We start from the raw sequence: 24,477 nt of genomic DNA, 5'->3' as shown, positions 1-24,477 counted from the left end.
GCCTCGTGCCGGCACCCGTCACCTGAAGCCGGTCGGCATGTACTGGCCGACGTTCTTCTTGTCGACGACGGCCGAGTACAGGGTCACGTGCGCGGGGATCTCGAACTCGGCCATGCCGCCGATCCCCTTGCCCTGGCCGAGAGCGCGGGCGAGGTCGATCGCGGACGCCGCCATCGTCGGCGGGTACAGGACGGTCGCCTTCAGCACGCTGTCGTCGGACTCGATGGCCTGCATGGCGGAGAGCGCGCCCGCACCGCCGACCATCAGGAAGTCGTCGCGGCCTGCCTGCTTGATGGCGCGCAGGGCACCCACGCCCTGGTCGTCGTCGTGGTTCCACAGGGCGTCGAAGTTCTTCTGCGCCTGCAGCAGTTGGGACATCTTGGCCTGCCCCGACTCGACGGTGAAATCGGCGGCCTGGCGGGCCACCTTCTTGATGTTCGGGAAGTTCTTGAGGGCGTCGTCGAAGCCCTGGCTGCGCTGCTTGGTCAGCTCCAGGTTGTCGAGCCCGGCGAGTTCGACGACCGTCGCGTTCTTCTTGTCCTTGAGCTGCTCGCCGATGTAGTTGCCGGCGCTCAGGCCCATGCCGTAGTTGTCGCCGCCGATCCAGCAGCGGTAGGCCTGCGGGGTGTTGAAGATACGGTCCAGGTTCACGACGGGGATGCCGGCGCGCATGGCCTTGAGGCCGACCCGGGTGAGGGCCTTGCCGTCGGCGGGCAGGATGACGAGGACGTCGACCTTCTTGTTGATGAGGGTCTCGACCTGGCCGATCTGCGCGGCGGTGTCGTTGGAGCCCTCCGTTGCCTCCAGGGTGACGTCGGAGTACTTCTTGGCCCGTTCCTTGGCGTTGTCGTTGATCGCGTTGAGCCAGCCGTGGTCGGCCTGCGGGCCGGCGAAGCCGATGGTGACCTGCTTGCCGGGCTTGTCGTCGGCGACCGGCTGGTCGGCGGCCTTGCCGCCCGAACCGCCCTTGTCGCTGGGCTCGTTGCTGGTGCAGGCGGTGAGCAGGCCGCCCGTGGTGACGGCTGCGGCCGCGCCGAACAGGATGTTTCTGCGGCTCGTCATGTCTGGCATGGCGTCGTCCCTTCCCGGGGCACGAGAGGTGGTGGGCTGGGGTCAGGTGGTGGACTGGGCGTCACGTCGCTGGACCAGGACCGCGGCGACGATGATCGCGCCCTTGGCGATCTGCTGGACGTCGCTCTGGAGGTTGTTCAGCGCGAAGATGTTGGTGATCGTGGTGAAGATGAGGACACCGAGCACGGAGCCGACGATGGTGCCGCGGCCCCCGGTGAGGAGGGTGCCGCCGATGATCGCGGCGGCGATGGCGTCGAGCTCGTAGAGGTTGCCGTTGGTGTTCTGGCCGGAGCCGGAGAGCACGATCAGCAGGAACGCGGCGATGCCGCAGCACAGGCCGGACAGCAGGTACAGGTAGAGCCGCTGGCGGCGTACGTCGATGCCGGCGAGGCGGGCGGCCTCCGCGTTGCCGCCGACGGCGACGGAGCGGCGGCCGAACGTGGTGCGGTTGAGGACGAGCCAGCCGATGACGGTGACCGCGGCGAAGACCAGGACGAGGGGCGGGATGCCGAGGATGTAGGAGTCCCGTTCGCCGAGGCTCAGCACGCCGTCGACCGTGACGACCTGCGTCTTTCCGTCGGTGATCTGGAGGGCGAGGCCGCGGCCCGAGGCGAGCATCGCGAGGGTGGCGATGAACGGGACCATGCCGCCGTACGCGATGAGGAGGCCGTTGACCAGCCCGCAGCCGACGCCCACGACGATCGCGGTGAACAGGATGCCGACGAAGCCGTACTCCTGTGTCGCGACGGTGGTGGCCCAGACACTGGCGAGGGCGACGATCGCGCCAACGGAGAGGTCGATGCCGCCGGAGATGATCACGAAGGTCATGCCTACGGTGACGACGCCGATGACGCTGGCCTGGGTGAGGATCAGCTGGACATTGTCCGTGTCCAGGAAGCTGTCGGGCTGGGTGATGCCGCCGATGACGATGAGAGCGGCAAGGACGCCCAGGAGGGAGAGGGTGCGGAGGTCTGCCCTCAGGAGGGTCTTGGGCGGTGACTTGTGCGGGGACGTGGCGCGTTTCGGCTCCGCCGGGCGGGCGGGGGTGGCGGGGTGCGTCATGGCGCCGGGGTCCTTTCTGGGCGGGAGCTGCTTCCGTGCGGGTTCGTTCTGGTGCGGGTCTGCCACTCGCCGTGGCACGTCCTGTCTTCGGCGGGTGCCGGTAGGTCGTGGCTGGTCGCGCCCCGCGGCGGAGCCGTCGGTCGATGGGGCCCCGCGTCCCGCGGCGGAGCCGCCGAGCGGTACGGACCCGCGCCGACAACCTGGCCGGTCATGCCGGAGCCCCTTCCATCACCAGGTCCAGGACCTCGTGTTCCGTCAGGGAACGGGCCCGGGACTCGTGGACGACGTTGCCCTCCCTCAGGACCAGGACCCGGTCCGCGAGGCCGAGGACCTCGGGGACCTCGCTGGAGACGAGGAGGACGGCCAGGCCCTCGTCGGCGAGGCGGCGGATGACGGCGTAGAGCTCGGCGCGGGCGCCGACGTCGACGCCGCGCGTCGGCTCGTCGAGGAGCAGGACCTTGCAGCCGCGCAGCAGCCAGCGGGCCAGGACCGCCTTCTGCTGGTTGCCGCCGGAGAGGGTCCGTACGGGGACGGAGGGGTCGTCGGGGCGCAGGGAGAGGTCGCGGGTCGCGCGGTGCGCCGCGTCCTGTTCCGCCGCCCGGTTCAACCAGCCGCCGCGCGCGAAGCGGGACATGGAGGAGACGGAGACGTTCCGGGTCACGGATTCGAGCATCAGGAGGGCCTGCGCCTTGCGTTCCTCGGGGGCGAGCCCGAGGCCGGCGCGGACCGCCGAGCGGACGCTGCCCGGGCGCAGAGCCGTACCGGCGACGGTGACCGTCCCGCTCGTCGGCCGCCGGGCCCCGTAGATCGTCTCGAGGATCTCGGAGCGGCCGGAGCCGACCAGTCCGGCGAGTCCGACGATCTCGCCGGGGCGGACCTCCAGGTCGAGCGGGGCGAACTCGCCGCGCCGGGAGAGGTCACGGACCGTCAGGACGGGTTCGGCCGTGGGCTCTTCGGTGGGCCGGTCGGGGAAGACGTACTCGACGTTGCGGCCGGTCATCAGGGAGACGACGTCGCGCGTCGGGGTGTCCTTCGCGGGGAGGCCGACGGCCACGGCGCGGCCGTCCTTGAGGACGGTGACGCGGTCGCCGATGCGGCGGATCTCCTCCAGGCGGTGCGAGATGTAGACGACGGCGACGCCGTCGGCGGTGAGGTCGCCGACGATGCGGAAGAGGTTGTCGGTCTCGTCGGGGTCGAGTGCCGCGGAGGGCTCGTCCATCACGATGAGGCGCACGTCGTGGGAGAGGGCGCGGGCCATGGAGACGATCTGCCGGTGCGCGGCGGAGAGCCGGCCGACGAGCGTGCCGGGGTCGATCTCGCCGTGCCCGAGCCGCTGGAGCAGGGCGGCCGTCGACGCCTTGGCCTCGCGTCCTCGTACGACGAAGCCGGCGGAGGTGGGTTCATGGCCCAGGTGGACGTTCTCGGCGACGGACAGGCCCTCCACCAGGTCGAGTTCCTGGTAGATCGTGGCGATGCCGAGGCGCATGGCGGCGATCGGGGAGCGCAGGGTGACGGTCTCGCCGGCCCAGGTGATGGCACCGTCGTCGGGCTGGTGGGCGCCGGCGAGCACTTTGATGAGTGTGGACTTGCCCGCGCCGTTCTGTCCGAGCAGGCAGTGCACCTCGCCGGCCCGGACCTCCAGGTCCACTCCGTCGAGGGCGCGGACGCCGGGGAACGATTTGGTGATGCCGGACATGGTGAGCAGCGGTGACGCGGATGCCGAGGGTGCCATGGCAGTTCCCTTATGAACGGGTGCGGGCCGGTTTCAGGGCAGGGCGGAGCGGAGCTCTGTGCTTCGTGGGAGAACGGAAGCCTCGATGGGCCTGCGGAACGTACGTATGGAACGGGCGTATGGAGCGGGCGTGCGGCGGCTCTTGGTGACACGTGTGCACGCGACGGGAACGCGAGGGTTCGTTCCACGGGTGCGGGTGGCGCTGTTCCGGAGCCGGGCGGCGGCGTGCGCCCGGGCGTGGCGTGAGAAGCCCCGGGGAGGGGCTACGCGGGTGAGAACAGGTGGTCGCTGATCAGGCGGGCGCCGCCGATGACTCCGGCGGTGGGGCCGAGCTCCCCCAGGACGATGGGCAGGTTGCCGGTCGCCAGGGGCAGCGACTGACGGTAGACCTGGGTGCGCAGGGCGGCGAGAAGTGTGTGGCCGAGGCCGGTGACTCCGCCGCCGATGACGACGAGGCCGGGGTTGAAGAAGCTGACGAGGGACGCGATGACCTGGCCGGTGCGGTTGCCGCCCTCGCGGATCAGGTCGAGGGCGGTGGCGTCGCCGGCCGCGGCGGCCACCGCGACGTCCGCCGCGCTGAGCTTCCCGGCCGACTCCAGTCGTCCGGCGAGCTCGGGCGAGCGCCCGTCCCGTGCGGCGTCCTCGGCGTCGCGGGCGAGCGCCGCGCCGCTGAAGTACGCCTCCAGGCAGCCCTTGTTGCCGCAGGCGCAGGGCCTGCCGTCGGGCTCGACCTGGATGTGCCCGATGTCGCCGGCCGAACCGGTCGTCCCGCGGTACACCTCACCGCCGACGACGATCCCGCAGCCGATACCGGTGCCGATCTTGACGCAGAGGAAGTCGCGCGCCTGGCGGGCCACGCCCGCGTGCTGCTCCCCCATCGCCATGAGGTTCACGTCGTTGTCGACCATGACGGGGCAGCCCAGTTCCTGGCTGAGCGCCTCGCGGACCGGGAAGCCGTCCCAGCCGGGCATGATCGGCGGCGCGACGGGCACGCCCTCGGGGAAGCGGACGGGACCGGGCACACCGATGCCCGCTCCGTCGAACCCCTCGGCGAGCCCGGACGCCTTCAACTTGGCGGCCATGGCGAGGACTTGCTCGAAGACCGCGACCGGCCCCTCCCGCACGTCCATGGGCTGGGTGATGTGCCCGAGGACCTCCAGCTCGGCGTTGGTGACGGCGACGTCGACCGAGGTCGCGCCGATGTCGACGCCGAGGAAGCGGAGTTCGGGAGCGAGCCGGATGTTGTGGGAGCGGCGGCCGCCGCGCGAGGCGGCGAGTCCGTCGGCCACCACGAGTCCGGTCTCCAGGAGCCGGTCCACCTCGACGGCCAGCTTCGACCGGGAGAGGTCGACCTGATCACCGAGCTGGGCCCGCGAGTTGGGCCCTCCGTCGCGCAGCAGTCGCAGCAGGCGCGCCTGATGCGCGTTCGCGGGTCGAGCCGTCATGCGTCTCACGTGCCCCTCCCCGCCTCTTCGGGCTCCAGTGGCCTTGCTTCGGCAGTGCCTCGCGCTCGGCAACGGCCTTACGTTCGACAGTGGCCTTGCGTTCAGCAGTGGCCTTGCTTTCGACGGTGAACGTAGCAGCGCCTGCCGGGTGTGGGAAGAAGTTGCGCAGGAATCACCCACGACTTTCTCCCGTCACAGGACAAAGCCCGGTACGGCGGCCCCGGTTCACCGGCCGCCGACGATCTCTGTTCCGCACTACCACTGCCTCACTACGCTGCGGGGATGGAGCGGGAGCAGCTGCGGATGGGCGGGCTCGGGTCGGGTCCCGACGCGATGATGCGGATCGTCGCGTTTTCGACGGGCTCGGGGAATCGGCGGCCGACGCGGACACCGTCGTACGACGGACGGCCGCGCTCGCGCAGTGCGGCGTCGGTTGCCGGCTGCCCTCGGGAGCCGTCGTCCGCCGCGGCCCGCAGGGCGACCGGCTCGACGGACCGCCTGGGGGAACTCCCGCCGGGGACCCCGAGGTCTGGCTCGAGCGCACGGGCCCCGCGCACCCCCTGGACCCCGTTCTCCTGGACCGCCTGTCGCACACGCTGCGCATGCTGGACCTCCGCCCGCCGTCCCGCACCGATCTGCATCTGGGCGACCCGGCCCTGGTCGAGGTCCTGCTCTCCGACACCGAGCAGCGCACCGACCGGGTCCGCGCCGTCGAGCTGTCGGGCCTCGACCCGGGCCGCGACGTACGCGTCCTCGCGCTGTACGCGGACCGGGTCGGCCCGGTGCTCGAGCTGATCGAGCGGCTGTGCCCGGGGCGGCTCGTCCGCTCGGCGCCGATCGGCGGGCTGACCGCGGTGCTCACGCAGACGCCGGTCGAGGACCGCGCGCTGTGCGACGCCCTGCACACGGCGCTCGCGGACGCGGCCCCCGCGCCGCAGCGCCCCGGAAACGGACGCGGGCGCGGGCCCTGGGTCGGCGTCGGCGAGCGGATGAGCGTGTACGCGGCGCCGGCCTCGTGGGCGCAGGCGCGGCGCGCCCTGCGGTTCGCTTCGTCCACCGTGTACGGGCGGCGGGCGGTGGCGTTCGGTCGGCTCGGGCCGCTCGACCTGCTGGCGGACGTGCCGCCGGGCCGGCTGCTCGGGGCGCGCGGGATCGCGCACATCAACGCGCTGGCGGCGACGTCGACGGGCGCCCAGGACGTGGACACGCTGGAGGCGTTCTGCGTCTACGGCTCGCTGCGCAGGACCGCCGCCGAACTGTATGTGCACCACAGCACGGTGGCGAGCCGGCTGGCCCGGGTGGAGGCGGAGACGGACTGGGACCTGGGGAACTCGATCGACCGGTTCGTGGCGACGCTGGTGCTGATGATGCGGCGGGTGGCGCTGTCCTCGGCGGAGCTGGCGGCAGCGGAGGGAGCGGCGGACGACAGGGCGTAGACCGGCCGACCCGACGGGCACCCGACAGGAGTCGGCCGTCGCCCGCTCATCCGCCGACGGCCGTCTGCTGCCCGCGCCCGGGCGCGCTGAGCAGAATCGGGTCCACCCCCAGAGCCCTTCTGCAGAAGAGGAACCGTCCTATGGCCGTCATCGATTCGCAGCGCACCTGGGCCCCGCTCGAGGAGCGTCTCGCCGCCACGAAGGACGAGCGGCACCGTGTGGTGCTGAGTGCGGTGATCGAGCACATGAAGGCCGAGGCCGAGCCGGACCTCGACCGCCTGATGGCCACCCTGTCCCCCGCGCCGGACTACCACTTCTGGTCCAGCGGCAAGGACATCGGCCCGAAGACCACCGACGGCGTGCGCACGTACTACGCCGCGTTCGTCGCCTCGCGGAGCAATGTCCTCGAGTACGAGATCGAGCGCCTCGTCCTGGACGACCACTGCCTGGTCACCGAGGGGAACCTGAAGCAGGTCTACCCCGGCTCGTACGCGGCGCGGCTCGGTTTCCCGGTGGACGACGAGTCCGCCGACTACCTGATCGTGAACCGGCAGCTGCTGCTGTGGCCGGTGGACGAGAACGGCCTGATCCAGGGCGAGGACTCGTACAGCTCCGGTCCGATGAGCATCACGAAGCTGTCGTTCGGCGAACTGCCGCAGCAGTACGTCGACATGGTGCACGCCGACCGCGGCGCGCAGGCCTAGCAGGCCTGGCAGGCCTGGCAGGCCGCGAGGAAAGACCCTAGTCGCGGTCCCGGTGGTGGTAGGTCGTGCGGGTGTGCTCGGTGTGCGCCCGCATGACCTCCGTGGCCCGTGCCTCGTCGCGGGCGGAGATCGCCGCGATGAGGTCGCGGTGCTCGATCCAGGACTGGCGGCCGCGCTGACGGGCGACCGGCTGGTAGTACCAGCGCACGCGACGGTCGACCTGACCGGCCAGTTCGGCCAGGACCACGTTGCCCGCGAGCTCCATGACCTTGGCGTGGAAGGCCGCGTTCGTCGCGACGACCTGCTCCACGTCCCCGTCGGCGACCGCCTGCTCGCCCTGGGCGCACAGCTCCTCGAGGGCCGTGATGCCGGTCTTGCCCGCGTTGGCCGCGGCGAGGCGGGCGGCCTCCGCCTCCAACAGGGTGCGCACCGACAGGAGTTGGTCAGCCTCGGCTTCGGTCGGCTCGTGCACGAAGGCGCCCTGCGCGGGGCGCAGATCGACCCAGCCCTCCGTGTTCAGCCGCTGCAGCGCCTCGCGCACCGGCTGCCGGGACACCCCGAGGTGCCCGGCGAGTTCGCTCTCGACCAGGTGCTGGCCGGGCCGGAGCGCGCGCGTGGTGATGAGTTCGAGCAGGGCCTCGTAGACACGCTCACGCAGCGGTCCGGGGCGCTCGAGCTTGGGCACCGCACCCTGCGGCAGTCCTGTGGACAACATCGGGTCCCCCTCGCAGACGACACGGGATGGCTCGTCGGACTGGATTGTCTTTGGAATACAGTCTACCGAGCACAATCGCCAGCGCCATGGGGAGTTGACCTCGTCACACCGACGTCACACCGGCGGCACCCCGGCGCCGGCGGCGTCCCCGCCTCAGGGGCAGCGCACGACCTGACCGGCGTAGGAGAGGTTCCCGCCGAAGCCGAAGAGCAGGGCGGGCTGCCCGCTGACGAGTTCGCCGCGCTCCACCAGCTTGGACAGGGCCATCGGGATGCTGGCGGCCGAGGTGTTGCCGGAGTCGACGACGTCGCGGGCGACGACGGCGTTCACCGCGCCGATCTTCTCGGCGAGCGGCTCGATGATGCGCAGGTTGGCCTGGTGCAGGACGACGGCGCCGAGGTCGGCCGGGTCGAGCCCCGCCTTCGCGCAGGCCTCGCGGGCGAGCGGGGGCAGCTGCCGGGTGGCCCAGCGGTAGACGGACTGCCCCTCCTGGGCGAAGCGCGGGGGTTCGCCCTCGATACGGACCGCGTTGCCCATCTCGGGGACCGAGCCCCACAGGACGGGGCCGATGCCGGGCTCCTGGCCGTCGGCGCAGGTCTCGATCACGACGGCGCCCGCGCCGTCGCCGACGAGGACGCAGGTGGAGCGGTCGCTCCAGTCGACCACGGCGGACATCTTGTCGGCGCCGATCACCAGGGCGCGGGTGGCGGCACCGGCCCGCAGGGTGTGGTCGGCGGTGGCCAGGGCGTGGGTGAAGCCCGCGCACACGACGTTCAGGTCGAGGGCGGCCGGGGACGGGACGCCGAGCCGGCGGGCGACGCGGGCGGCCGTGTTCGGGGAGCGGTCGGTGGCCGTGGAGGTGGCGACGACGACGAGGTCGATCGCGTCGGCGGTCAGGCCGGCGGCGGCGAGCGCCTTGGCGGCGGCGTACGCGGCGAGCTCGTCGACGGGCTCGTCGGGCCCGCCGATGTGCCGGGTGCGGATGCCGACACGCGAGCGGATCCACTCGTCGTCGGTGTCGACCATCTCCGCAAGGTCCTCGTTCGTGAGGACGCGTGCGGGCTGGTAATGGCCGATGCCGACGATGCGTGAACCGTTCATGGGGCCCCCTTGGCCGATCAGTGGGCCCTCCAGTCTGGTCAGCGACTGACGAGTACGAGGTGACGTAAAGCGACAGGATTGGGGCGCACCTGTTGGAGAGTTCCACCCGGTCACCTGGTGAACACGTGTGCACCTTTTGTGCCGATTGGGGCTGCCGTCGGGCCGTGATCGAGCCGCCATCGAGTCGTCGCGGGGCGGGCGCCGGAACCGGTCATTGCGCGGACCCTTGTCGACCCAACTTCCATACTGTAGACAATATTCCATCGACCGTTCAACGGTCCTCCGTGCTTCCCGGACCGCCACTGCCCGTGCGAGCGGGGCGTATCCGGCACCCTCGACGAACGGAGCTCCAGTGAAAGTCGCAGTCCTCGGCGCCGGTGCGATCGGCGCGTATGTCGGAGCCGCTCTGCACCGGGCCGGTGCCGATGTCCATCTCGTCGCCCGTGGACCGCACCTCGCGGCCATGAGGCGCGACGGCGTGCGGGTCCTCAGCCCGCGCGGTGACTTCACCGCACGGGTGCACGCCACCGACGCCCCGGCCGACATCGGCCCCGTCGACCATGTCTTCCTCGGCCTCAAGGCGAACTCGTACGCGGCGTGCGGGCCGCTCATCGAGCCGCTGCTGCACGAGGGCACCTCGGTGATCGCCGCGCAGAACGGCATCCCGTGGTGGTACTTCCACGGGCACGGCGGGCCGCACGACGGGCACCGCCTGGAGAGCGTCGACCCCGGCGGCGCGGTCAGCGCCGTGCTCGCGCCCGAGCGGGCCGTCGGCTGTGTCGTCTACGCGGCGACCGAGCTGGCGGGCCCCGGGATCGTGCGCCACCTCGAAGGCACCCGGTTCTCCATCGGGGAGCCGGACCGGACCGTCTCGGCGCGCTGCACCGAGTTCAGCGAGGCGATGAAGGCCGGCGGGCTCAAGTGTCCCGTCGAGCCGGATCTGCGCGCCGACATCTGGATCAAGCTGCTCGGCAACATCTCGTTCAACCCCATCAGCGCGCTCGTGCGGGCCACGATGCGGCAGATGTGCCTGCACGGCGGCACCCGCCGGGTCATCGAGATCATGATGACCGAGACACTCGCCGTCGCCGGGGCCCTCGGCTGCAAGCCCGACATCTCGGTGGAGCGCCGCCTCGCCGGGGCCGAGCGCGTCGGCGACCACCGCACCTCCACGCTCCAGGACCTGGAGCGCGGCAAGCCGCTGGAGCTCGACGTGCTGCTCGCCGCGGTGGTGGAGCTGGCGGACATCACGGGCGTCGAGGTGCCGACCCTGCGCACCGTGCACGCCCTCTCGGACCTGCTCGCCCACGGTATGAGGAGGGACGCCGCATGAAGCAGAAGCGGCGCGACCGCACCCCGAAGACCTACACCCGGCTCACCCGCCCCCTGGTGCGGGAGGTGCCCGGCGACCGCACCTCGCCCTTCCGGACAGCCACCTGGGACGAGGCGCTCGACGCGGCGGCCGACGGTTTCGCCCGCACCCGCGCCGCGCACGGCCCGGACGCCTTCGCGATGCTGTCCTGCTCCCGCGCCACGAACGAGATGAACTTCGTGGCGCAGAAGTTCACCCGCGTCGTCATGGGCACCAACAACGTCGACTCCTGCAACCGTACGTGTCACGCCCCTAGCGTCGCCGGACTGTCCGCGGCGTTCGGATCGGGCGGGGGAACGTCCTCGTACGAAGAGGTCGAGCACACGGACCTGATCCTGATGTGGGGGTCCAACGCCCGCTTCGCGCACCCGATCTTCTTCCAGCACGTCCTGCGGGGGATACGGAACGGGGCGCGGATGTACGCCGTCGATCCGCGCCGCACCTCGACCGCCGAGTGGGCGGAGAGCTGGCTCGGGCTGAACGTCGGGACCGACATCCCGCTCGCGCACGCCGTGGCCCGCGAGATCATCGCGGCCGATCTGCACAACAAGGCGTTCGTGGAGCGCGCGACCACCGGCTTCGAGGAGTTCAAGGCGCTCGTCGAACCGTGGACCCTGTCGCTCGCCGAGAAGGTCACCGGGGTCCCGGCCGCCGCGATCAGGCAGCTCGCCCACGCCTACGCGACCGCCGAGCGGGCCCAGTTGTGCTGGACTCTCGGCATCACCGAGCACCACAACGGGACGGACAACGTCCGGGCGCTCATCAACCTCTCACTGCTCACCGGGCACGTCGGCCGGTACGGCGCGGGCGTGCAGCCGCTGCGCGGTCAGAACAACGTGCAGGGCGGCGGCGACATGGGCGCCATCCCCAACCGGCTGCCCGGCTTCCAGGACCTGCTCGACGACGGGCTGCGGCTCAAGTTCGAGAAGGCCTGGGAGACGGTGATCCCGCCGCGCTACGGGATGACGCTCACCGACATGTTCGAGGCCATGGAGGAGGGCTCGCTGCACGCGGTGTACTGCGTCGGTGAGAACCCGGCGCAGTCCGAGGCCGACAGCGAGCAGGCGATCCGCCGCCTGTCGACCCTCGACCACCTGGTCGTCCAGGACATCTTCCTGACGAAGACCGCCGAACTCGCCGACGTGGTGCTGCCCGCGACCGCCTCCTGGGCCGAGAGCGAGGGCACCACCACCAACAGCGAGCGGCGCGTGCAGCGGGTGCGGGCCGCGCTCACCCCGCCGGGCGAGGCGCGCGAGGACATCGACATCATCTGCGAGGTCGCGGGGCGGCTCGGCCACGACTGGAAGTACCCGGACGCGGAGACGGTGTGGAACGAGCTGCGGTCGCTGTCCCCCGACCACTTCGGGATGACCTACGACCGGCTCGCCGAGCACCAGGGCCTCCAGTGGCCGTGCCCCGACACCGACCGGCTGCCGTCCTCCTATCTGCACGGGCGGCTGTGGGAGAGCGACCCGGCGCGGCGCGGGCGGCTGGCCCCGTTCGGGCTCGTGCGGCACGATCCGCCGGTCGACCTGACCGACGAGTCGTACCCGATCCAGCTCACCACGGGCCGCCGCCTCGACTCGTACAACACGGGTGTGCAGAGCAGCGGGTTCGCGTCCCCGCTGCGGCGCGGTGAGTACGTGGAGCTGTGCCCGGAGGACGCCGAGCGGTACGGGGTCGTGGTCGGCGAGGAGGTCCGGGTGTCGTCGCGGCGCGGGACGGTGACCGCTCCGGTGTGGGTCGATCCGGGGCTGCGGCCCGGGCTCGCGTTCATGACCATGCACTTCCCCGACGAGGTGGACACCAACGCGCTGACGATCGAGGCGAACTGCCCGATCGCCGGGACGGCGGAGTTCAAGGCGTCGGCCATCCGCATCGAGAAGCTGACGGATATCGAGAAGCTGACGGTTAGGGGCTGAGCGGACGTGGATCTGCGCTTCGGTGACAGCAAGCCGACGGACGAGGAACGGACGGCGGTCGACGCGCTGCTCGGGCCGCCGGAGTCCGCCTGGGAGGGGGCCGACGACCGGTCGGACGCCGATCTGCGCTGGGCGCGGGGCGGGCGGGCCGCCCGGGACCGGCGGGATCAGCTGTTGCCGGGGCTGCACGCGATCAACGACCGGGTCGGCTGGATCAGCGAGGGGGCGCTCGCCTATCTGTGCCGGCGGCTCACAGTGCCGCCCGCGGAGGCGTACGGGGTGGCCACGTTCTACTCCATGTTCTCGATGCGGCCGCGTCCTTCCACGGTGCTGCAGGTGTGTACGGATCTGGCGTGTGCGCGGGTCGCCTCCGGCGGGTTGCCGGACGTTCCCGGGGTGCATGTCGAGGAGTCGCCCTGTCTCGGGATGTGTGAGCGGGCGCCGGCCGCGCTGCTGGTGCGGGCGGGGGCTTCCGCGTCAGCCACGCCTCTGGCACCGTTTCGGGGCTCCGCCCCGGACCCCGCTCCTCAATCGCCGGAGGGGCTTGAGGGTGCGGACCGGCTGGAAGGTGCGCATGGGACACAGGATGTGGCTGAGGCGCGGGCAGCCGTGCCGCAGGCCGGATCCCCCGACCTCGTCCTGCTCCGCCGCATCGGCACCGTCGACCCCGCCTCCCTCGACGACTACCGCGCCGAGGGCGGATACGCCGCCCTGCGGCGGGCGTTCGCGCTCGGGCCCGCCGGGGTCATCCGGGAGGTGACCGACGCGGGGCTCGTGGGGCGGGGCGGCGCCGCGTTCCCGACCGGGCGGAAGTGGCAGGCGACCGCCTCCCAGCCCGACGGGCCGCACTATCTCGTGTGCAACGCCGACGAGTCGGAGCCCGGCACCTTCAAGGACCGGGTGGTGATGGAGGGCGACCCGTACGCGCTCGTCGAGTCGATGACGATCGCCGCGTACGCCACCGGCGCCCACCACGGATACCTCTACCTGCGCGGCGAGTACCCGACCGCCCTCGCCCGGATGCGTCACGCCGTCGAACAGGCCCGCGCCCGCGGCCTGTTGGGGGACGACATCCTCGGCCAGGGCTTCTCCTTCGACATCGAGATCCGGCGCGGGGCGGGCGCGTACATCTGCGGTGAGGAGACGGCTCTCTTCCAGTCCATCGAGGGGTATCGCGGGGAGCCGCGCTCCAAGCCGCCGTTCCCGGTCGAGAAGGGCCTGTTCGGCAAGCCGACCGCCGCGAACAACGTCGAGACGCTCGTCAACGTCCTGCCGATCCTGACCATGGGCGCCCCGGCGTACGCGGCCGTCGGCACCGGACGGTCGACGGGGCCGAAGCTGTTCTGCGTGTCCGGCGCCGTCGAGCGGCCCGGCGTGTACGAACTCCCCTTCGGTGCCACGCTCGGCGACCTGCTCGCCCTCGCCGGCACCCCGAACCCGCTGAAGGCGATCCTGCTCGGCGGCGCGGCGGGCGGCTTCGTGCGGCCCGACGAGCTGGACATCCCGCTCACCTTCGAGGGGACGCGCGAGGCCGGCACCACGCTCGGCTCGGGTGTCGTCATGGCCTTCGACGACACGCTGCCGCTGCCCCGCATCCTGCTGCGCATCGCGCAGTTCTTCCGCGACGAGTCGTGCGGGCAGTGCGTGCCGTGCCGGGTCGGGACCGTGCGCCAGCAGGAGGCGCTGGAGCGGATCGCGGCGCGCGAGGGCATCGCGGCCGACGACGACATCGCCCTGTTGCGCGAGGTGGGCCGCACCATGCGGGACGCCTCCATCTGCGGTCTCGGGCAGACCGCCTGGAACGCCATCGAGTCCGCGATCGACCGTCTGGGGGCGTACGCGTCATGACCGCTGTCGAGCTGGGGATCCCCCGGCGGCTGCTCGAGTTCACGATCGACGGGGAGCCCGTGCGGGTGCCGGAGGGGGCGACGATCCTCGACGCCTGCCGGGCCGTCGGCAAGGACGTGCCGACGCTGTGCCAGGGCGACACGCTCACCCCGAAGAACGCCTGCCGGGTGTGTGTCGTCGAGGTCGAGGGCGCGCGCACGCTGGTGCCGGCCTGCTCGCGGCAGGCCGAGCCGGGCATGGAGGTGCGCACGGACACCGAGCGGGCCCGGCACAGCCGCAAGGTCGTCATCGAACTCCTCGCGTCCTCGGTCGACCTGTCGACGACGCCGCGGATCGAGGAGTGGATCGCGGAGTACGACGCGAAACCGGACCGGTTCGGCCCGGACGCGGAGCGGCTCGGCGAGGAGCCGCGCGTCGACAACGACCTCTACGTCCGCGACTACGACAAGTGCATCCTCTGCTACAAGTGCGTGGACGCGTGCGGCGACCAGTGGCAGAACACGTTCGCGATCGCGGTCGCGGGCCGCGGCTTCGACGCGCGGATCGCCGTGGAGCATGACGCTCCGCTGACCGACTCGGCGTGCGTGTACTGCGGGAACTGCGTCGAGGTGTGCCCGACGGGCGCGCTGTCCTTCAAGTCGGAGTTCGACATGCGGGCCGCCGGGACGTGGAACGAGGCGGCGCAGACACAGACGACGACGGTGTGCGCGTACTGCGGCGTCGGCTGCAATCTCACCCTCCACGTCCAGGACAATGAGATCGTCAAGGTCACCTCCCCGCACGACAATCCGGTGACCCACGGCAACCTCTGCATCAAGGGCCGCTTCGGCTACCAGCACGTACAGAACCGGGACTGATCGGGACATGGGACGAGTCACGCAGCGGCGCAAGGTGATCCGGATCAGGGACGGCCAGGTGTCGTCGCGGCCGGACACCCTGGTCGCCGAGGAGCCTCTGGAGATCCGGCTGAACGGGAAGCCGCTCGCCATCACGATGCGCACCCCGGGCGACGACTTCGCGCTCGCGGCGGGCTTCCTGGTGAGCGAGGGGGTGCTGGGCGCCGCCGCGGACCTCCAGAACATCGTGTACTGCGCGGGCGCCACCCAGGACGGCTCCAACACGTACAACGTGGTGGACGTGCGGACCGCGCCCGGCGTCGTCCTGCCGGACATCACCCTCGAACGGAACGTGTACACGACGTCCTCGTGCGGGCTGTGCGGCAAGGCGAGCCTCGACGCGGTGCGCACGACGGCCCGCTTCCCGATCTCCGACACTCCCCCGGTCCGGCTCGAACCGGAGGTGCTCGCGTCGCTCCCCGACCGGCTGCGCGAGCGCCAACGGGTCTTCGACCGGACCGGGGGCCTGCACGCGGCCGCGCTCTTCGACGAGGAGGGGAACCTGCTCGACGTGCGGGAGGACGTGGGCCGGCACAACGCGGTCGACAAGCTGGTCGGCCGCGCCCTGCGGGAGGGGAACCTGCCCCTGTCGCGCTCGGTCCTGATGGTCTCGGGCCGGGCCTCGTTCGAGCTGGCGCAGAAGGCGGTCATGGCCGACATCCCGATGCTGGCGGCGGTCTCCGCGCCGTCCTCGCTCGCCGTGGACCTGGCGGCCGAGACGGGGCTGACGCTGATCGGCTTCCTGCGGGGCTCCTCCATGAACGTGTACGCGGGCGAACACCGGGTCGCGCTGCGAGCCGCGGCCGCTCACTGATCCCGGTGCCACCCGCTGCACGGCGGCGGGGGCCCGGACCGGCGGGGAGCGCCCCCTGCGCCGGCCGGGCCCCTACGCCGACGTCCGCGCCCATGTCTACATTCGCGCGGTGATCCGGCGCAGCATGTCCATGAAGGCCGCTCGCTCGTCCTCGTCGAGCGGGGCGAGGAGTTCGTCGTTCGCGGTGCGGGCGGCGCGGGCACAGGTGGCGACGAGCCGGGTGCCGTCCTCGGTGGCGGTGACCGCGTTCTTGCGGCGATCCCCCGGGTCGGGGCGGCGCTCGACGAGTCCCGCCGCCTGGAGGTCGTTGAGGACTCCGACCATGTCCTTCGGGTCCAGCTGGACGCCGCGCACGAGATCGGCCTGGGCGACGGGCTGTTGATCGGCGACGGCGCACAGGACGACGTGGTGCCACATCTTCAGTCCGTGCTCGGCGAGCGCCTCGGCGACGAGGGCGCGGCCGCGGGCTGCGGCGCGGCCGAGCAGCCAACTGGGCAGGTCGCGGATGGTGCTCGGGACGGCATTCATGGACCCATCTTAACGAGAATTCATTGGACTCCCCAATGAACTTGCCCTACCGTTGGTGCTCCCAATGAATCGCGTCCTAGACCTGACCTGAGGCGGTGACGGCGCATGCGTCGTGTCCGGTACGAGCACAGCGGCGGGCCCGAGGTTCTGTTCCTGGAGGACACGCCCGTCCCCGAGCCCGGTCCGGGTGAACTCCTGGTTCGCGCCGAGGCGATCGGCGTGACGCTGCCCGTCGTGCGCAAGGTCCGCGAGGCCCGGGAGCCGATTCCGCTCGGCGGGGAGGTCGCGGGCGAGGTGGTGGCGGTGGGGGCGGGCGTGACACGGTTCGGGATCGGCGACCGGGTCACGGGGCTGGTGTTCGGGCACGGTTACGCGGAGTTCGCCGTGTTGCGGGACGCCATGGCCTCGCCGGTGCCGGAGGGGGCGGGTGCGGTCGCCGCGGTGGCTCTCGTGCGCAGCGGACTCGTCGCCTACGGGGCCCTGCGGGCGGCGCGGCCGGAGCCGGGCGAGCGGGCGCTCGTGACGGCGGCGGCGAGCGGGGTCGGCCATCTGGCGCTCCAACTGGCCCGGATCCAAGGGGCGTCGTGGATCACCGCGGCGGTGTCCGACGCGGGGAAGGCGGACTTTCTGCGCGGGCTCGGGGCGGACGCGGTGGTCACGTACGACGCGGAGTCCTGGGGTGATCCGGTGGACTACGCGCTGGACGCGGTGGGCGGGGCGCTGCTGAAGCCGGCCGTCGGGGCGCTGGGAGCGTACGGGCGGCTGGTGGCGTACAGCTCGGGGGGCGGGACGGTCGAGGCGTACGACCTGCTGGTCGGGGCGAAGTCGGTGATCGGGTTCCAGATGGCGCTGATCGCGCGGGAGCGGCCGGACCTGTACGAGGCGTGGCGCAAGGAGCTCTGGGACCTTCACCTGACGGGCCGTCTGACTCCGGTGGTGCACGGACAGTTCGCCCTGGAGGAGGCGGCTGCCGCGCACGCCCTGATCGAGTCCCGCGGCAACCTGGGCAAGGTGGTCCTGGTCCCTTAGGGCGCGGGGCCGGGATTCGGCGCGGGCGGTGGGCTGACCGAGGTCCGGCGGAGCCACTAGCGTGGCCCGTGTGGCGGACGGGCCGGGGACAGCGCGGGCGTGGGTGGCGGTGATCGCCGCGGCCGTGCTGCTCGGCGGGCTGGTCGCATGGCTCGGGGAGCGCCCCGGGGACACCGTGGACGGCGCCCGCTCCTGCGCGGGGCGGGGCATCACCTCCTGGCGGGAAGAGCCCGCGACGACCGGGGACTTCGCCCGGTACGGGGACGATCCGGCGCGGGTCGACGACTGGTCGGGCGGGGACGGCACGCATTCGGTGCGGCTGCCGGACGGCCGGACGCTGTGGCTGTTCTCGGACACGTTCCTGGGCGCGGTGCACGCACCGCCCAACCCCGCCGGGGAGCCGTACACCTGGCGGGACCCGAGCGCCCCCTTCGTACGGAACTCGGCCGTCGTCATGACCCCGGCCGACCGCATCGAGCGGACCCTGCCCGCCCCCCTGTTCCCCGACAGCGGCGTCGGGGAATGGCGCTGGCCCGTGTCCGCGCGGGTCGAACCGCGCGCGCCGGGCTCGCGCGAGAAGGTCGTACGGGTGCTGCTGTGGACGCGGGCCAAGGGCGTCGGGCCGTATGTCTACGGCGTGCCGGCGGCGACCGAGGTGGCCACGCTGTCGCTGCCGGACCTGCGGCTGACCGGCATCACCCAGGTGCTCGACCAGCGGCAGGTGGCCGACCCGGCGCGGCGCGTGCTGTTCGGCACGGCGGCGGTCGACGCGGGCGGCTGGACGTACGTGTTCGGCGCGGACGAGGGCCAGGCCCCGGCCCACCGGGCCTACGCGGCGCGGGCCCCCCGCGGCCGGCTCGGCGACGTAGGGGCCTGGGAGTACTGGGACGGCGACCGCTGGCGGGCGGAGGGAGGGCGCCTCGCGCCGGTGCTCGGCGACGGGCAGCGCCGCGGCGTGGGCAGCGCGTTCACGGTCGTCCGGGACGCCGGGACGTACGTGCTGTTCACGATGGCGGCGGGCCCGGCGGGGCTGCGGACGATCACCTCGTACTGGTCCTGCTCCCCCACCGGCCCCTGGCACGGCCCCGCGCGGGGCATCACGCCGCCGCTGCCGGACGCGACGGTCGCCGCGTACAACCCGCAGGCGCACCCGGCGCTCGGCACCGGGGGCCGCGTGGTGCTCAGCTACGACGTGAACCGGCTCGACGCGGCGCCAGGGACCGGGCAGGCGGAGCTCAACGCGAACGTGGCCCGGTACCGGCCGCGGTTCGTGTCCGTGCGGCTGGGGCCTCCGGCGCCGGGCTGAGCGCGGCCTCCTGCGGCTCCTCCGGGTCGTGCGAGCGGCGCTTGGCGATCACGGCGCAGACCATGAGCTGCATCTGGTGGAACAGCATCAACGGCAGCACGGCGAGCGAGGCGTGCGCCCCGAACAGCACGGTCGCCATGGGCAGTCCGGACGCGAGGGACTTCTTCGATCCGGCGAACTGGATCGCGATGCGGTCCGCGCGGTCGAAGCCGAGCGCCTTCGCCCCGTACCAGGTGACGGCCAGCATCACGGCGAGCAGCACCGCCTCCACGACGAGGAGCCCGGCGAGACGCACGGCGCTGACCTGGTGCCAGACGCCCTGGACCATGCCTTCGCTGAACGCGGTGTAGACGACGAGGAGGATCGCGCCGCGGTCCACGTAGCCGAGGACCTTCTTGTGGCGGGTGAGGAACCCGCCGACCCAGCGCCGCAGCAACTGGCCCGCCATGAACGGCACGAGCAGTTGCAGCACGATCTTGACGAGCGAGTCGGCGGAGAAGCCGCCGCCGGTGCCGCCGAGCAGCGCCGCGGCGAGCAGCGGGGTGAGGACGATGCCGGCGAGCGAGGAGAAGGAGCCCGCGCAGATGGCCGCCGGTACGTTGCCGCGCGCGATCGAGGTGAACGCGATCGAGGACTGGATGGTGGAGGGGACGAGGGTCAGGAAGAGCAGGCCCGCGTACAGGTTCTGCGGCATGAGCACCGGGACGAGCCCGCGGGCGGCCAGGCCGAGCAGCGGGAACAGTACGAAGGTGCAGGCGAGGACGGCGACGTGGAGGCGCCAGTGGCGCAGTCCGTCGAGGGCCTCGCGAGTGGAGAGCCGGGCCCCGTACAGGAAGAAGAGGAAGGCGACGGCCGCGGTGGAGGCGCCGGACGCCACGTCGGCCGCGCCGCCTCGGGCGGGGAGGAGCGCGGCGACGCCGACCGTCGCGATCAACGCCAGGATGTACGGGTCGATCGGCATCCAGGACGGCCAGGTCAGGCGTTTCATCGGTTCCTTGCTCTCGGTTCAGGTCGTGCCCTCTCCATGGTCCCCCTCGGGGCTGTGATCGGGAATCCTGCATACCGTTCTGACTGTCATCACGCATCTCGATGACCGGAGGTAGGGTGGCGGAATGTACGACCCGGGGCAGTTGAGGACGTTTCTGGCCGTCGCGCAGACGCTGAGCTTCACGCAGGCGGCGCGGCGGCTCGGGCTGCGGCAGTCGACGGTGAGCCAGCATGTGCGGCGCCTGGAGGACGCGACGGGCCGCACCCTCTTCACGCGGGACACCCACTCCGTGGAGCTGACCGAGGACGGGGAGGCGATGCTCGGCTTCGCCCGCCGGATCCTGGAGGTGCACGAGCAGGCGACGTCCTTCTTCACGGGGACCCGGCTGCGCGGACGCCTCCGGTTCGGGGCGTCGGAGGACTTCGTGCTGACGCGGCTGCCGGAGATCCTGGAGGCGTTCCGCGTCGAGCACCCCGAGGTCGATCTGGAGCTGACCGTCGAGCTGTCGGGGACGCTGCACGCGCAGCTGGACGCGGGCCGGCTCGACCTGGTGCTCGCCAAGCGGCGCCCGCAGGACCCGCGGGGCACCTCGGTGTGGCGGGACCGGCTGGTGTGGATCGGTTCGGAGCGGCTGCGGATCGACCCGGAGCGTCCGGTGCCGCTGATCGTGTATCCGCCGCCGGGGATCTCGCGGGCGCTGGCCATGGAGGCGCTGGAGCGGCACGGGCGGGCCTGGCGGATCGCCTGCACGAGCGGCTCGCTGAACGGGCTCGTGGCGGCGGCCCGGGCCGGCCTCGGCGTGATGGCCCACTCGCGCGGACTCGTGCCGCCGGGCCTGGTGCGGGTCCCGGAGCGGGCCGGACTGCCGGAGCTCGGCGAGGTCGACTTCGTCCTGCGGGGGACCAAGGAGGAGGGGCCCGCGCGGGCCCTGGGCGCCGCGATCCTCGCGGGCGGCGACCGGCTGCGCTGACACCGGCGGCCCGCCGCGACTCATGATCACGGACCTGGTACTGTCCTGCCGACCCGTAGCGGAACTGACCACTCCGTCCAAAAGTGCGGGTGAACGGGCCGGGGTGCCCTCTCCGTACAGATTCGGTGGAGACCCGTGAAGGCGGCCGGGAGATTGCGGCACCGAAACTTACTGAAGCGTAAGTAATCTGTCCCGCCCCTTCCCTTGTGGCCCCATTTAAATGGCTGACCTGTGCATATTCCGGGTGTCCGGGAACGGAGGCACCCCCTCCCGCCGGGCCGCGCGGTCCGGTACCGTCACCGACGCTGTGCGGAGCGCCACAAGGAGCAACATGCGCGAGATCACCACCCCTGCCCTGGCGTCGGCGCCGCCGGTGGGCGGCCTGGCCGACGCCGTGTTCGACCGCGCCCTGGACGACCCGGGGCACATCGCCCTCGGCCGCAAGGACGCCGCGGGCCAGTGGCACGACGTCACCCAGGCCCGGTTCCGCGACGAGGTCCTCGCGCTGGCCAAGGGCCTGCTCGCCCAGGGCATCCGGTTCGGCGACCGCGTCGCGATCATGTCCCGTACGCGCTACGAGTGGACCCTGTTCGACTTCGCGCTGTGGACCATCGGCGCCCAGGTCGTCCCGGTGTACCCGACCTCGTCCGCCGAGCAGGTCTTCTGGATGATGTACGACGCCCAGGTGACGGCGGCGATCGTGGAGCACGAGGACCACGCGATGACGATCGCCACGGTCATCGACCGGCTCCCGCACCTGCGCCGGCTGTGGCAGCTGGACGGCGGCGCGGCCGAGGAGGTCGCCGCGTCGGGCACCCACATCGACGACGAGACGGTGCAGCGGCACCGCCGCGCGGTCACCCCGGAGTCCGTCGCCACGGTCATCTACACCTCGGGCACGACGGGCCGCCCCAAGGGCTGCGTGATCTCGCACGGCAACTTCATGTTCGAGGCGGACACGGTCATCGAGCGCTGGGAGCCGGTGTTCGCCTCCAAGCGCGAACGCATCCCCTCCACCCTGCTCTTCCTGCCGCTCGCCCATGTCTTCGGGCGGATGGTGCAGGTCGCGGCGGTGCGCGGCGGGGTGAAGCTCGGCCACCAGCCGCAGCTGAACGCGGCGGCCCTCCTGCCCGACCTCCAGGCCTTCAAGCCCACCTTCATCCTCGCCGTGCCGTACATCTTCGAGAAGGTGTTCAACGCGGCCCGCCGCAAGGCGGAGAAGGAGGGCCGCGCGGGCGCCTTCGACAAGGCCGTGGAGTGCGCGGTCAAGTACGCGGACGCCCAGGAGGCCAAGGCCTTCGGGACCGGCCCCGGCCCCTCCGCCTCGCTGCGCATGCAGCACTCCCTGTTCGACAAGCTCGTCTACTCCAAGGTGCGCGAGGCGATGGGCGGGCGGGTGCGGCACGCGATGTCCGGCGGCTCGGGCATGGACCGCCGGCTCGGCCTGTTCTTCGCGGGCGCCGGGGTCGCGATCTACGAGGGCTACGGGCTGACCGAGTCGACCGCCGCGGCCACCGCGAACCCGCCCGAGCAGACCCGCTACGGCACCGTCGGCAAGGCGATCCCCGGCACCACCGTGCACATCGCGGACGACGGCGAGGTCTGGCTCTACGGGGGCAACGTCTTCCAGGGCTATCTCAACGACCCCAAGGCCACCGACGCCACGCTCCACGAGGGCTGGCTCGCCACCGGCGACCTGGGCGCGCTCGACGAGGACGGCTATCTGACCATCACCGGCCGCAAGAAGGAGATCCTCGTGACCTCCGGCGGCAAGAGCGTCTCGCCGCAGCAGCTCGAGGAGCGGGTGCGCGACCATCCGCTGGTCGCGCAGTGCATCGTCGTCGGCAACGACCGCCCGTACATCGCGGCGCTCGTCACGCTGGACTCCGAGGCCGTCGAGCACTGGCTCGGCATGCGCCACAAGCAGCCGATGAGCCCCGCGGACCTGGTGCGCGACCCGGATCTGGAGATGGAGGTGCGGCGCGCCGTCGTCGCCGCCAACACCCTGGTCTCGCAGGCCGAGTCGATCCGCACCTTCCGGATCCTGGCCCACCAGTTCACCGAGGAGCACGGGCTGCTCACGCCCTCGCTGAAGCTGAAGCGGAAGGCGATCGAGACGGTGTACTCGGCCGAGGTGGACGCCCTCTACCACGCATGATGGCGGGAAACCACGGTTACTGACGGTTCATCATTTTTCGATGCGTCAGTTATTGACGGTTCATCAGGTCGCCCACAGAATCACCCTCACTCCGACGGAGGGGGCTCGACCGTGTCGCGATCGATCCGCGCCATCACCGCCACCGTGGCGGCACTTCTGCTCGCCACCGCCTGCAACTCCACCGCCACGAACAACTCCCCGGAAGGCAAGGGGAGTTCGGCGCGCGGGGTGACCGCCGACAGCATCAAGGTCGGCGGCATCGTCTCCATGACGACCGCGAGCGGCTACAGCAAGAAGGACACCGACCTGGGCGCGAAGGCCCGCTTCGCGCGGGCCGACGCCGAGGGCGGGGTCAACGGCCGCCGCATCGACTACCTGGGCGCCGAGGACGACGGGCAGGACCCGGCGAAGAACCTCGCCGCGGCCCGCAAACTCGTCCAGCAGGACAAGGTCTTCGCCATCGCGCCGATGAGCTCGGTGACCTTCTCCGGCGCCGACTTCCTGCAGAAGCAGCGCGTCCCCACCTTCGGCTGGGGCACCCTGCCGTCCTTCTGCGGGCCCACCTACATCTACGGGTTCAGCGGCTGCCTCGTCCCGATGCCGGGCGGCACCATCTCGCAGACCTGGCCCGAGGGCCTCAAGAACGTCACCGGCGGCTCCAAGGGCAGGACCGTCGCGATCCTCGCCAACGACAACGACGCGGGCACGTTCGCCATCCGCACCTACAAGCAGTCCTTCGCGTCGGCCGGCTACAAGGTCACCTACGCCAAGGCCGCCGTGCCCGCGACCTCCGTGCCGAGCGACTGGTCCGCGTACACCAAGGAGATGCTGCGCAGCGACGGCGGCAAGGCGCCCGACGCGGTCGTCTCCGTGATGCAGACCCCGTACAACATCGGCCTGTTCACGGCGGTCAAGCGCACCGGGTTCAAGGGTGTGCTCACCGACCCGACCGACTACGACCCGGGGCTGCTCACCAAGAGCGCGACCCGGCAGGCGCTCGACGGGGTGCACGTGCTGCTGTCCTTCGAACCCTTCGAGTCGGCGACGGCTGACATGAAGCAGTTCAAGGCGGACATCAAGAAGGCGGCCGGCGGCAAGGACGTGCCGCTCAACATGCACATGCTGACGGGCTACATGTCCGCGGACCTGTTCCTCGCCATCGCCGAGAAGGCCGGCAAGGACCTCACCGTCGCCTCCTTCCAGCAGGCCGCGAAGGGCTTCTCCGACACGAAGACGCTCGTCGGCGACCGCCAACTCCCGCGCGGACAGAAGGAGTCCTTCGGCTGCGGCGCGCTCGTGCAGCTCAAGGACGGCAAGTACCGGGTGTCGTCCCCCTTCGAGTGCTACCCGCCGATCCCGTTCAAGTAGGAGGGCACCGGC

At 71.8% G+C, this 24,477-nt stretch carries 20 protein-coding genes; 12 read left to right on the top strand and 8 right to left on the bottom strand.

Annotation, left to right across the window (positions count from 1 at the left end):
* Positions 1-18: 18 nt before the first annotated feature.
* The 4 genes from ACIBTU_RS14800 to ACIBTU_RS14785 all read right to left on the bottom strand — a co-directional run bounded on the left by ACIBTU_RS14800 (position 19) and on the right by ACIBTU_RS14785 (position 5,310).
* Entirely contained in the window at positions 19-1,071 is a 1,053-nt protein-coding gene (locus ACIBTU_RS14800) for a substrate-binding domain-containing protein (protein WP_399126476.1), read from the bottom strand.
* A gap of 42 nt (positions 1,072-1,113) precedes the next feature.
* On the bottom strand, positions 1,114-2,133 hold the full coding sequence (locus tag ACIBTU_RS14795) for an ABC transporter permease (RefSeq protein WP_399126475.1): 1,020 nt from the start codon (positions 2,131-2,133) through the stop codon (positions 1,114-1,116).
* Between the two features lie 208 nt (positions 2,134-2,341).
* Positions 2,342-3,829, bottom strand: coding sequence for a sugar ABC transporter ATP-binding protein (locus ACIBTU_RS14790; RefSeq protein WP_399126581.1), 1,488 nt, complete (start codon positions 3,827-3,829; stop codon positions 2,342-2,344).
* A 299-nt stretch (positions 3,830-4,128) separates the two neighbouring features.
* Positions 4,129-5,310, bottom strand: a complete 1,182-nt coding sequence (locus tag ACIBTU_RS14785) for an ROK family protein (protein ID WP_399126473.1) — start codon at positions 5,308-5,310, stop codon at positions 4,129-4,131.
* A 602-nt stretch (positions 5,311-5,912) separates the two neighbouring features.
* On the opposite strand from ACIBTU_RS14785, the gene ACIBTU_RS14780 reads away from it, so the two are divergent.
* Both ACIBTU_RS14780 and ACIBTU_RS14775 read left to right on the top strand, forming a co-directional pair.
* Complete coding sequence (locus tag ACIBTU_RS14780) at positions 5,913-6,746, top strand: PucR family transcriptional regulator (protein WP_399126472.1); 834 nt, start codon at positions 5,913-5,915, stop codon at positions 6,744-6,746.
* A 140-nt stretch (positions 6,747-6,886) separates the two neighbouring features.
* The gene (locus tag ACIBTU_RS14775; RefSeq protein WP_399126471.1) at positions 6,887-7,450 is read left to right on the top strand and encodes a hypothetical protein; all 564 of its coding nucleotides are present in this window, start codon (positions 6,887-6,889) and stop codon (positions 7,448-7,450) included.
* 37 nt (positions 7,451-7,487) lie between these two features.
* Here the strand turns inward: ACIBTU_RS14775 and ACIBTU_RS14770 are convergent, their stop codons facing one another.
* Together ACIBTU_RS14770 and ACIBTU_RS14765 are read right to left on the bottom strand one after the other, a co-directional pair.
* Entirely contained in the window at positions 7,488-8,165 is a 678-nt protein-coding gene (locus ACIBTU_RS14770; RefSeq protein WP_399126470.1) for a GntR family transcriptional regulator, read from the bottom strand.
* A 153-nt stretch (positions 8,166-8,318) separates the two neighbouring features.
* A complete protein-coding gene (locus ACIBTU_RS14765; RefSeq protein ID WP_399126469.1) occupies positions 8,319-9,266 on the bottom strand; it encodes a beta-ketoacyl-ACP synthase III in 948 nt (315 codons plus the stop codon).
* A 352-nt stretch (positions 9,267-9,618) separates the two neighbouring features.
* On the opposite strand from ACIBTU_RS14765, the gene ACIBTU_RS14760 reads away from it, so the two are divergent.
* From ACIBTU_RS14760 to fdhD, 5 genes are read left to right on the top strand one after another with little or no spacing between them, the layout of a single operon-like run.
* Positions 9,619-10,599 (top strand): 2-dehydropantoate 2-reductase, encoded by a 981-nt coding sequence (locus ACIBTU_RS14760; RefSeq protein WP_399126468.1) that lies wholly within the window; start codon positions 9,619-9,621, stop codon positions 10,597-10,599.
* Positions 10,596-12,560, top strand: coding sequence for a molybdopterin oxidoreductase family protein (locus ACIBTU_RS14755; protein ID WP_399126467.1), 1,965 nt, complete (start codon positions 10,596-10,598; stop codon positions 12,558-12,560). Before ACIBTU_RS14760 ends, ACIBTU_RS14755 begins: the two co-directional genes overlap by 4 nt.
* A gap of 6 nt (positions 12,561-12,566) precedes the next feature.
* Entirely contained in the window at positions 12,567-14,408 is a 1,842-nt protein-coding gene (locus ACIBTU_RS14750) for an NADH-ubiquinone oxidoreductase-F iron-sulfur binding region domain-containing protein (RefSeq protein WP_399126466.1), read from the top strand.
* Positions 14,405-15,265: a 2Fe-2S iron-sulfur cluster-binding protein gene (locus ACIBTU_RS14745; protein WP_399126465.1), complete on the top strand. Its 861-nt coding sequence runs from the start codon at positions 14,405-14,407 to the stop codon at positions 15,263-15,265. The genes ACIBTU_RS14750 and ACIBTU_RS14745 overlap by 4 nt, the downstream gene beginning before the upstream one ends.
* A 7-nt stretch (positions 15,266-15,272) precedes the next feature.
* Positions 15,273-16,118, top strand: a complete 846-nt coding sequence (gene fdhD / locus ACIBTU_RS14740; RefSeq protein WP_399126464.1) for a formate dehydrogenase accessory sulfurtransferase FdhD — start codon at positions 15,273-15,275, stop codon at positions 16,116-16,118.
* A 96-nt stretch (positions 16,119-16,214) separates the two neighbouring features.
* Here fdhD and ACIBTU_RS14735 read toward each other — a convergent pair whose 3' ends face one another.
* Complete coding sequence (locus ACIBTU_RS14735; protein WP_399126463.1) at positions 16,215-16,646, bottom strand: MarR family winged helix-turn-helix transcriptional regulator; 432 nt, start codon at positions 16,644-16,646, stop codon at positions 16,215-16,217.
* Positions 16,647-16,751: 105 nt separating this feature from the next.
* On the opposite strand from ACIBTU_RS14735, the gene ACIBTU_RS14730 reads away from it, so the two are divergent.
* Together ACIBTU_RS14730 and ACIBTU_RS14725 are read left to right on the top strand one after the other, a co-directional pair.
* Entirely contained in the window at positions 16,752-17,675 is a 924-nt protein-coding gene (locus tag ACIBTU_RS14730; RefSeq protein ID WP_399126462.1) for a zinc-binding alcohol dehydrogenase family protein, read from the top strand.
* 61 nt (positions 17,676-17,736) lie between these two features.
* Positions 17,737-18,981 carry a hypothetical protein gene (locus ACIBTU_RS14725; RefSeq protein WP_399126461.1) on the top strand — a complete coding sequence of 415 codons (1,245 nt, stop codon included), beginning with the start codon at positions 17,737-17,739 and terminating at the stop codon, positions 18,979-18,981.
* Here ACIBTU_RS14725 and ACIBTU_RS14720 read toward each other — a convergent pair.
* Positions 18,911-19,969 carry a bile acid:sodium symporter family protein gene (locus tag ACIBTU_RS14720; RefSeq protein WP_399126460.1) on the bottom strand — a complete coding sequence of 353 codons (1,059 nt, stop codon included), beginning with the start codon at positions 19,967-19,969 and terminating at the stop codon, positions 18,911-18,913. The two genes, ACIBTU_RS14725 and ACIBTU_RS14720, sit on opposite strands and share 71 nt — an antisense overlap.
* 124 nt (positions 19,970-20,093) lie before the next feature.
* Here ACIBTU_RS14720 and ACIBTU_RS14715 point away from each other — a divergent pair, with 124 nt between their 5' ends.
* The 3 genes from ACIBTU_RS14715 (at position 20,094) to ACIBTU_RS14705 (ending at position 24,465) form a co-directional block, all read left to right on the top strand.
* A complete protein-coding gene (locus ACIBTU_RS14715; protein ID WP_399126459.1) occupies positions 20,094-20,939 on the top strand; it encodes a LysR substrate-binding domain-containing protein in 846 nt (281 codons plus the stop codon).
* A 331-nt stretch (positions 20,940-21,270) separates the two neighbouring features.
* Positions 21,271-23,097 (top strand): AMP-dependent synthetase/ligase, encoded by a 1,827-nt coding sequence (locus ACIBTU_RS14710; protein WP_399126458.1) that lies wholly within the window; start codon positions 21,271-21,273, stop codon positions 23,095-23,097.
* 111 nt (positions 23,098-23,208) lie between these two features.
* Positions 23,209-24,465, top strand: a complete 1,257-nt coding sequence (locus ACIBTU_RS14705; protein WP_399126457.1) for an ABC transporter substrate-binding protein — start codon at positions 23,209-23,211, stop codon at positions 24,463-24,465.
* Positions 24,466-24,477 lie beyond the last annotated feature (12 nt).

This window comes from Streptomyces sp. NPDC050145, assembly GCF_044460245.1.
In the GTDB taxonomy this organism is placed as follows: Bacteria; Actinomycetota; Actinomycetes; order Streptomycetales; family Streptomycetaceae; genus Streptomyces.
Note: the sequence above shows the minus strand (reverse complement) of the source record. Positions and strands in the feature narration are given on the sequence as shown.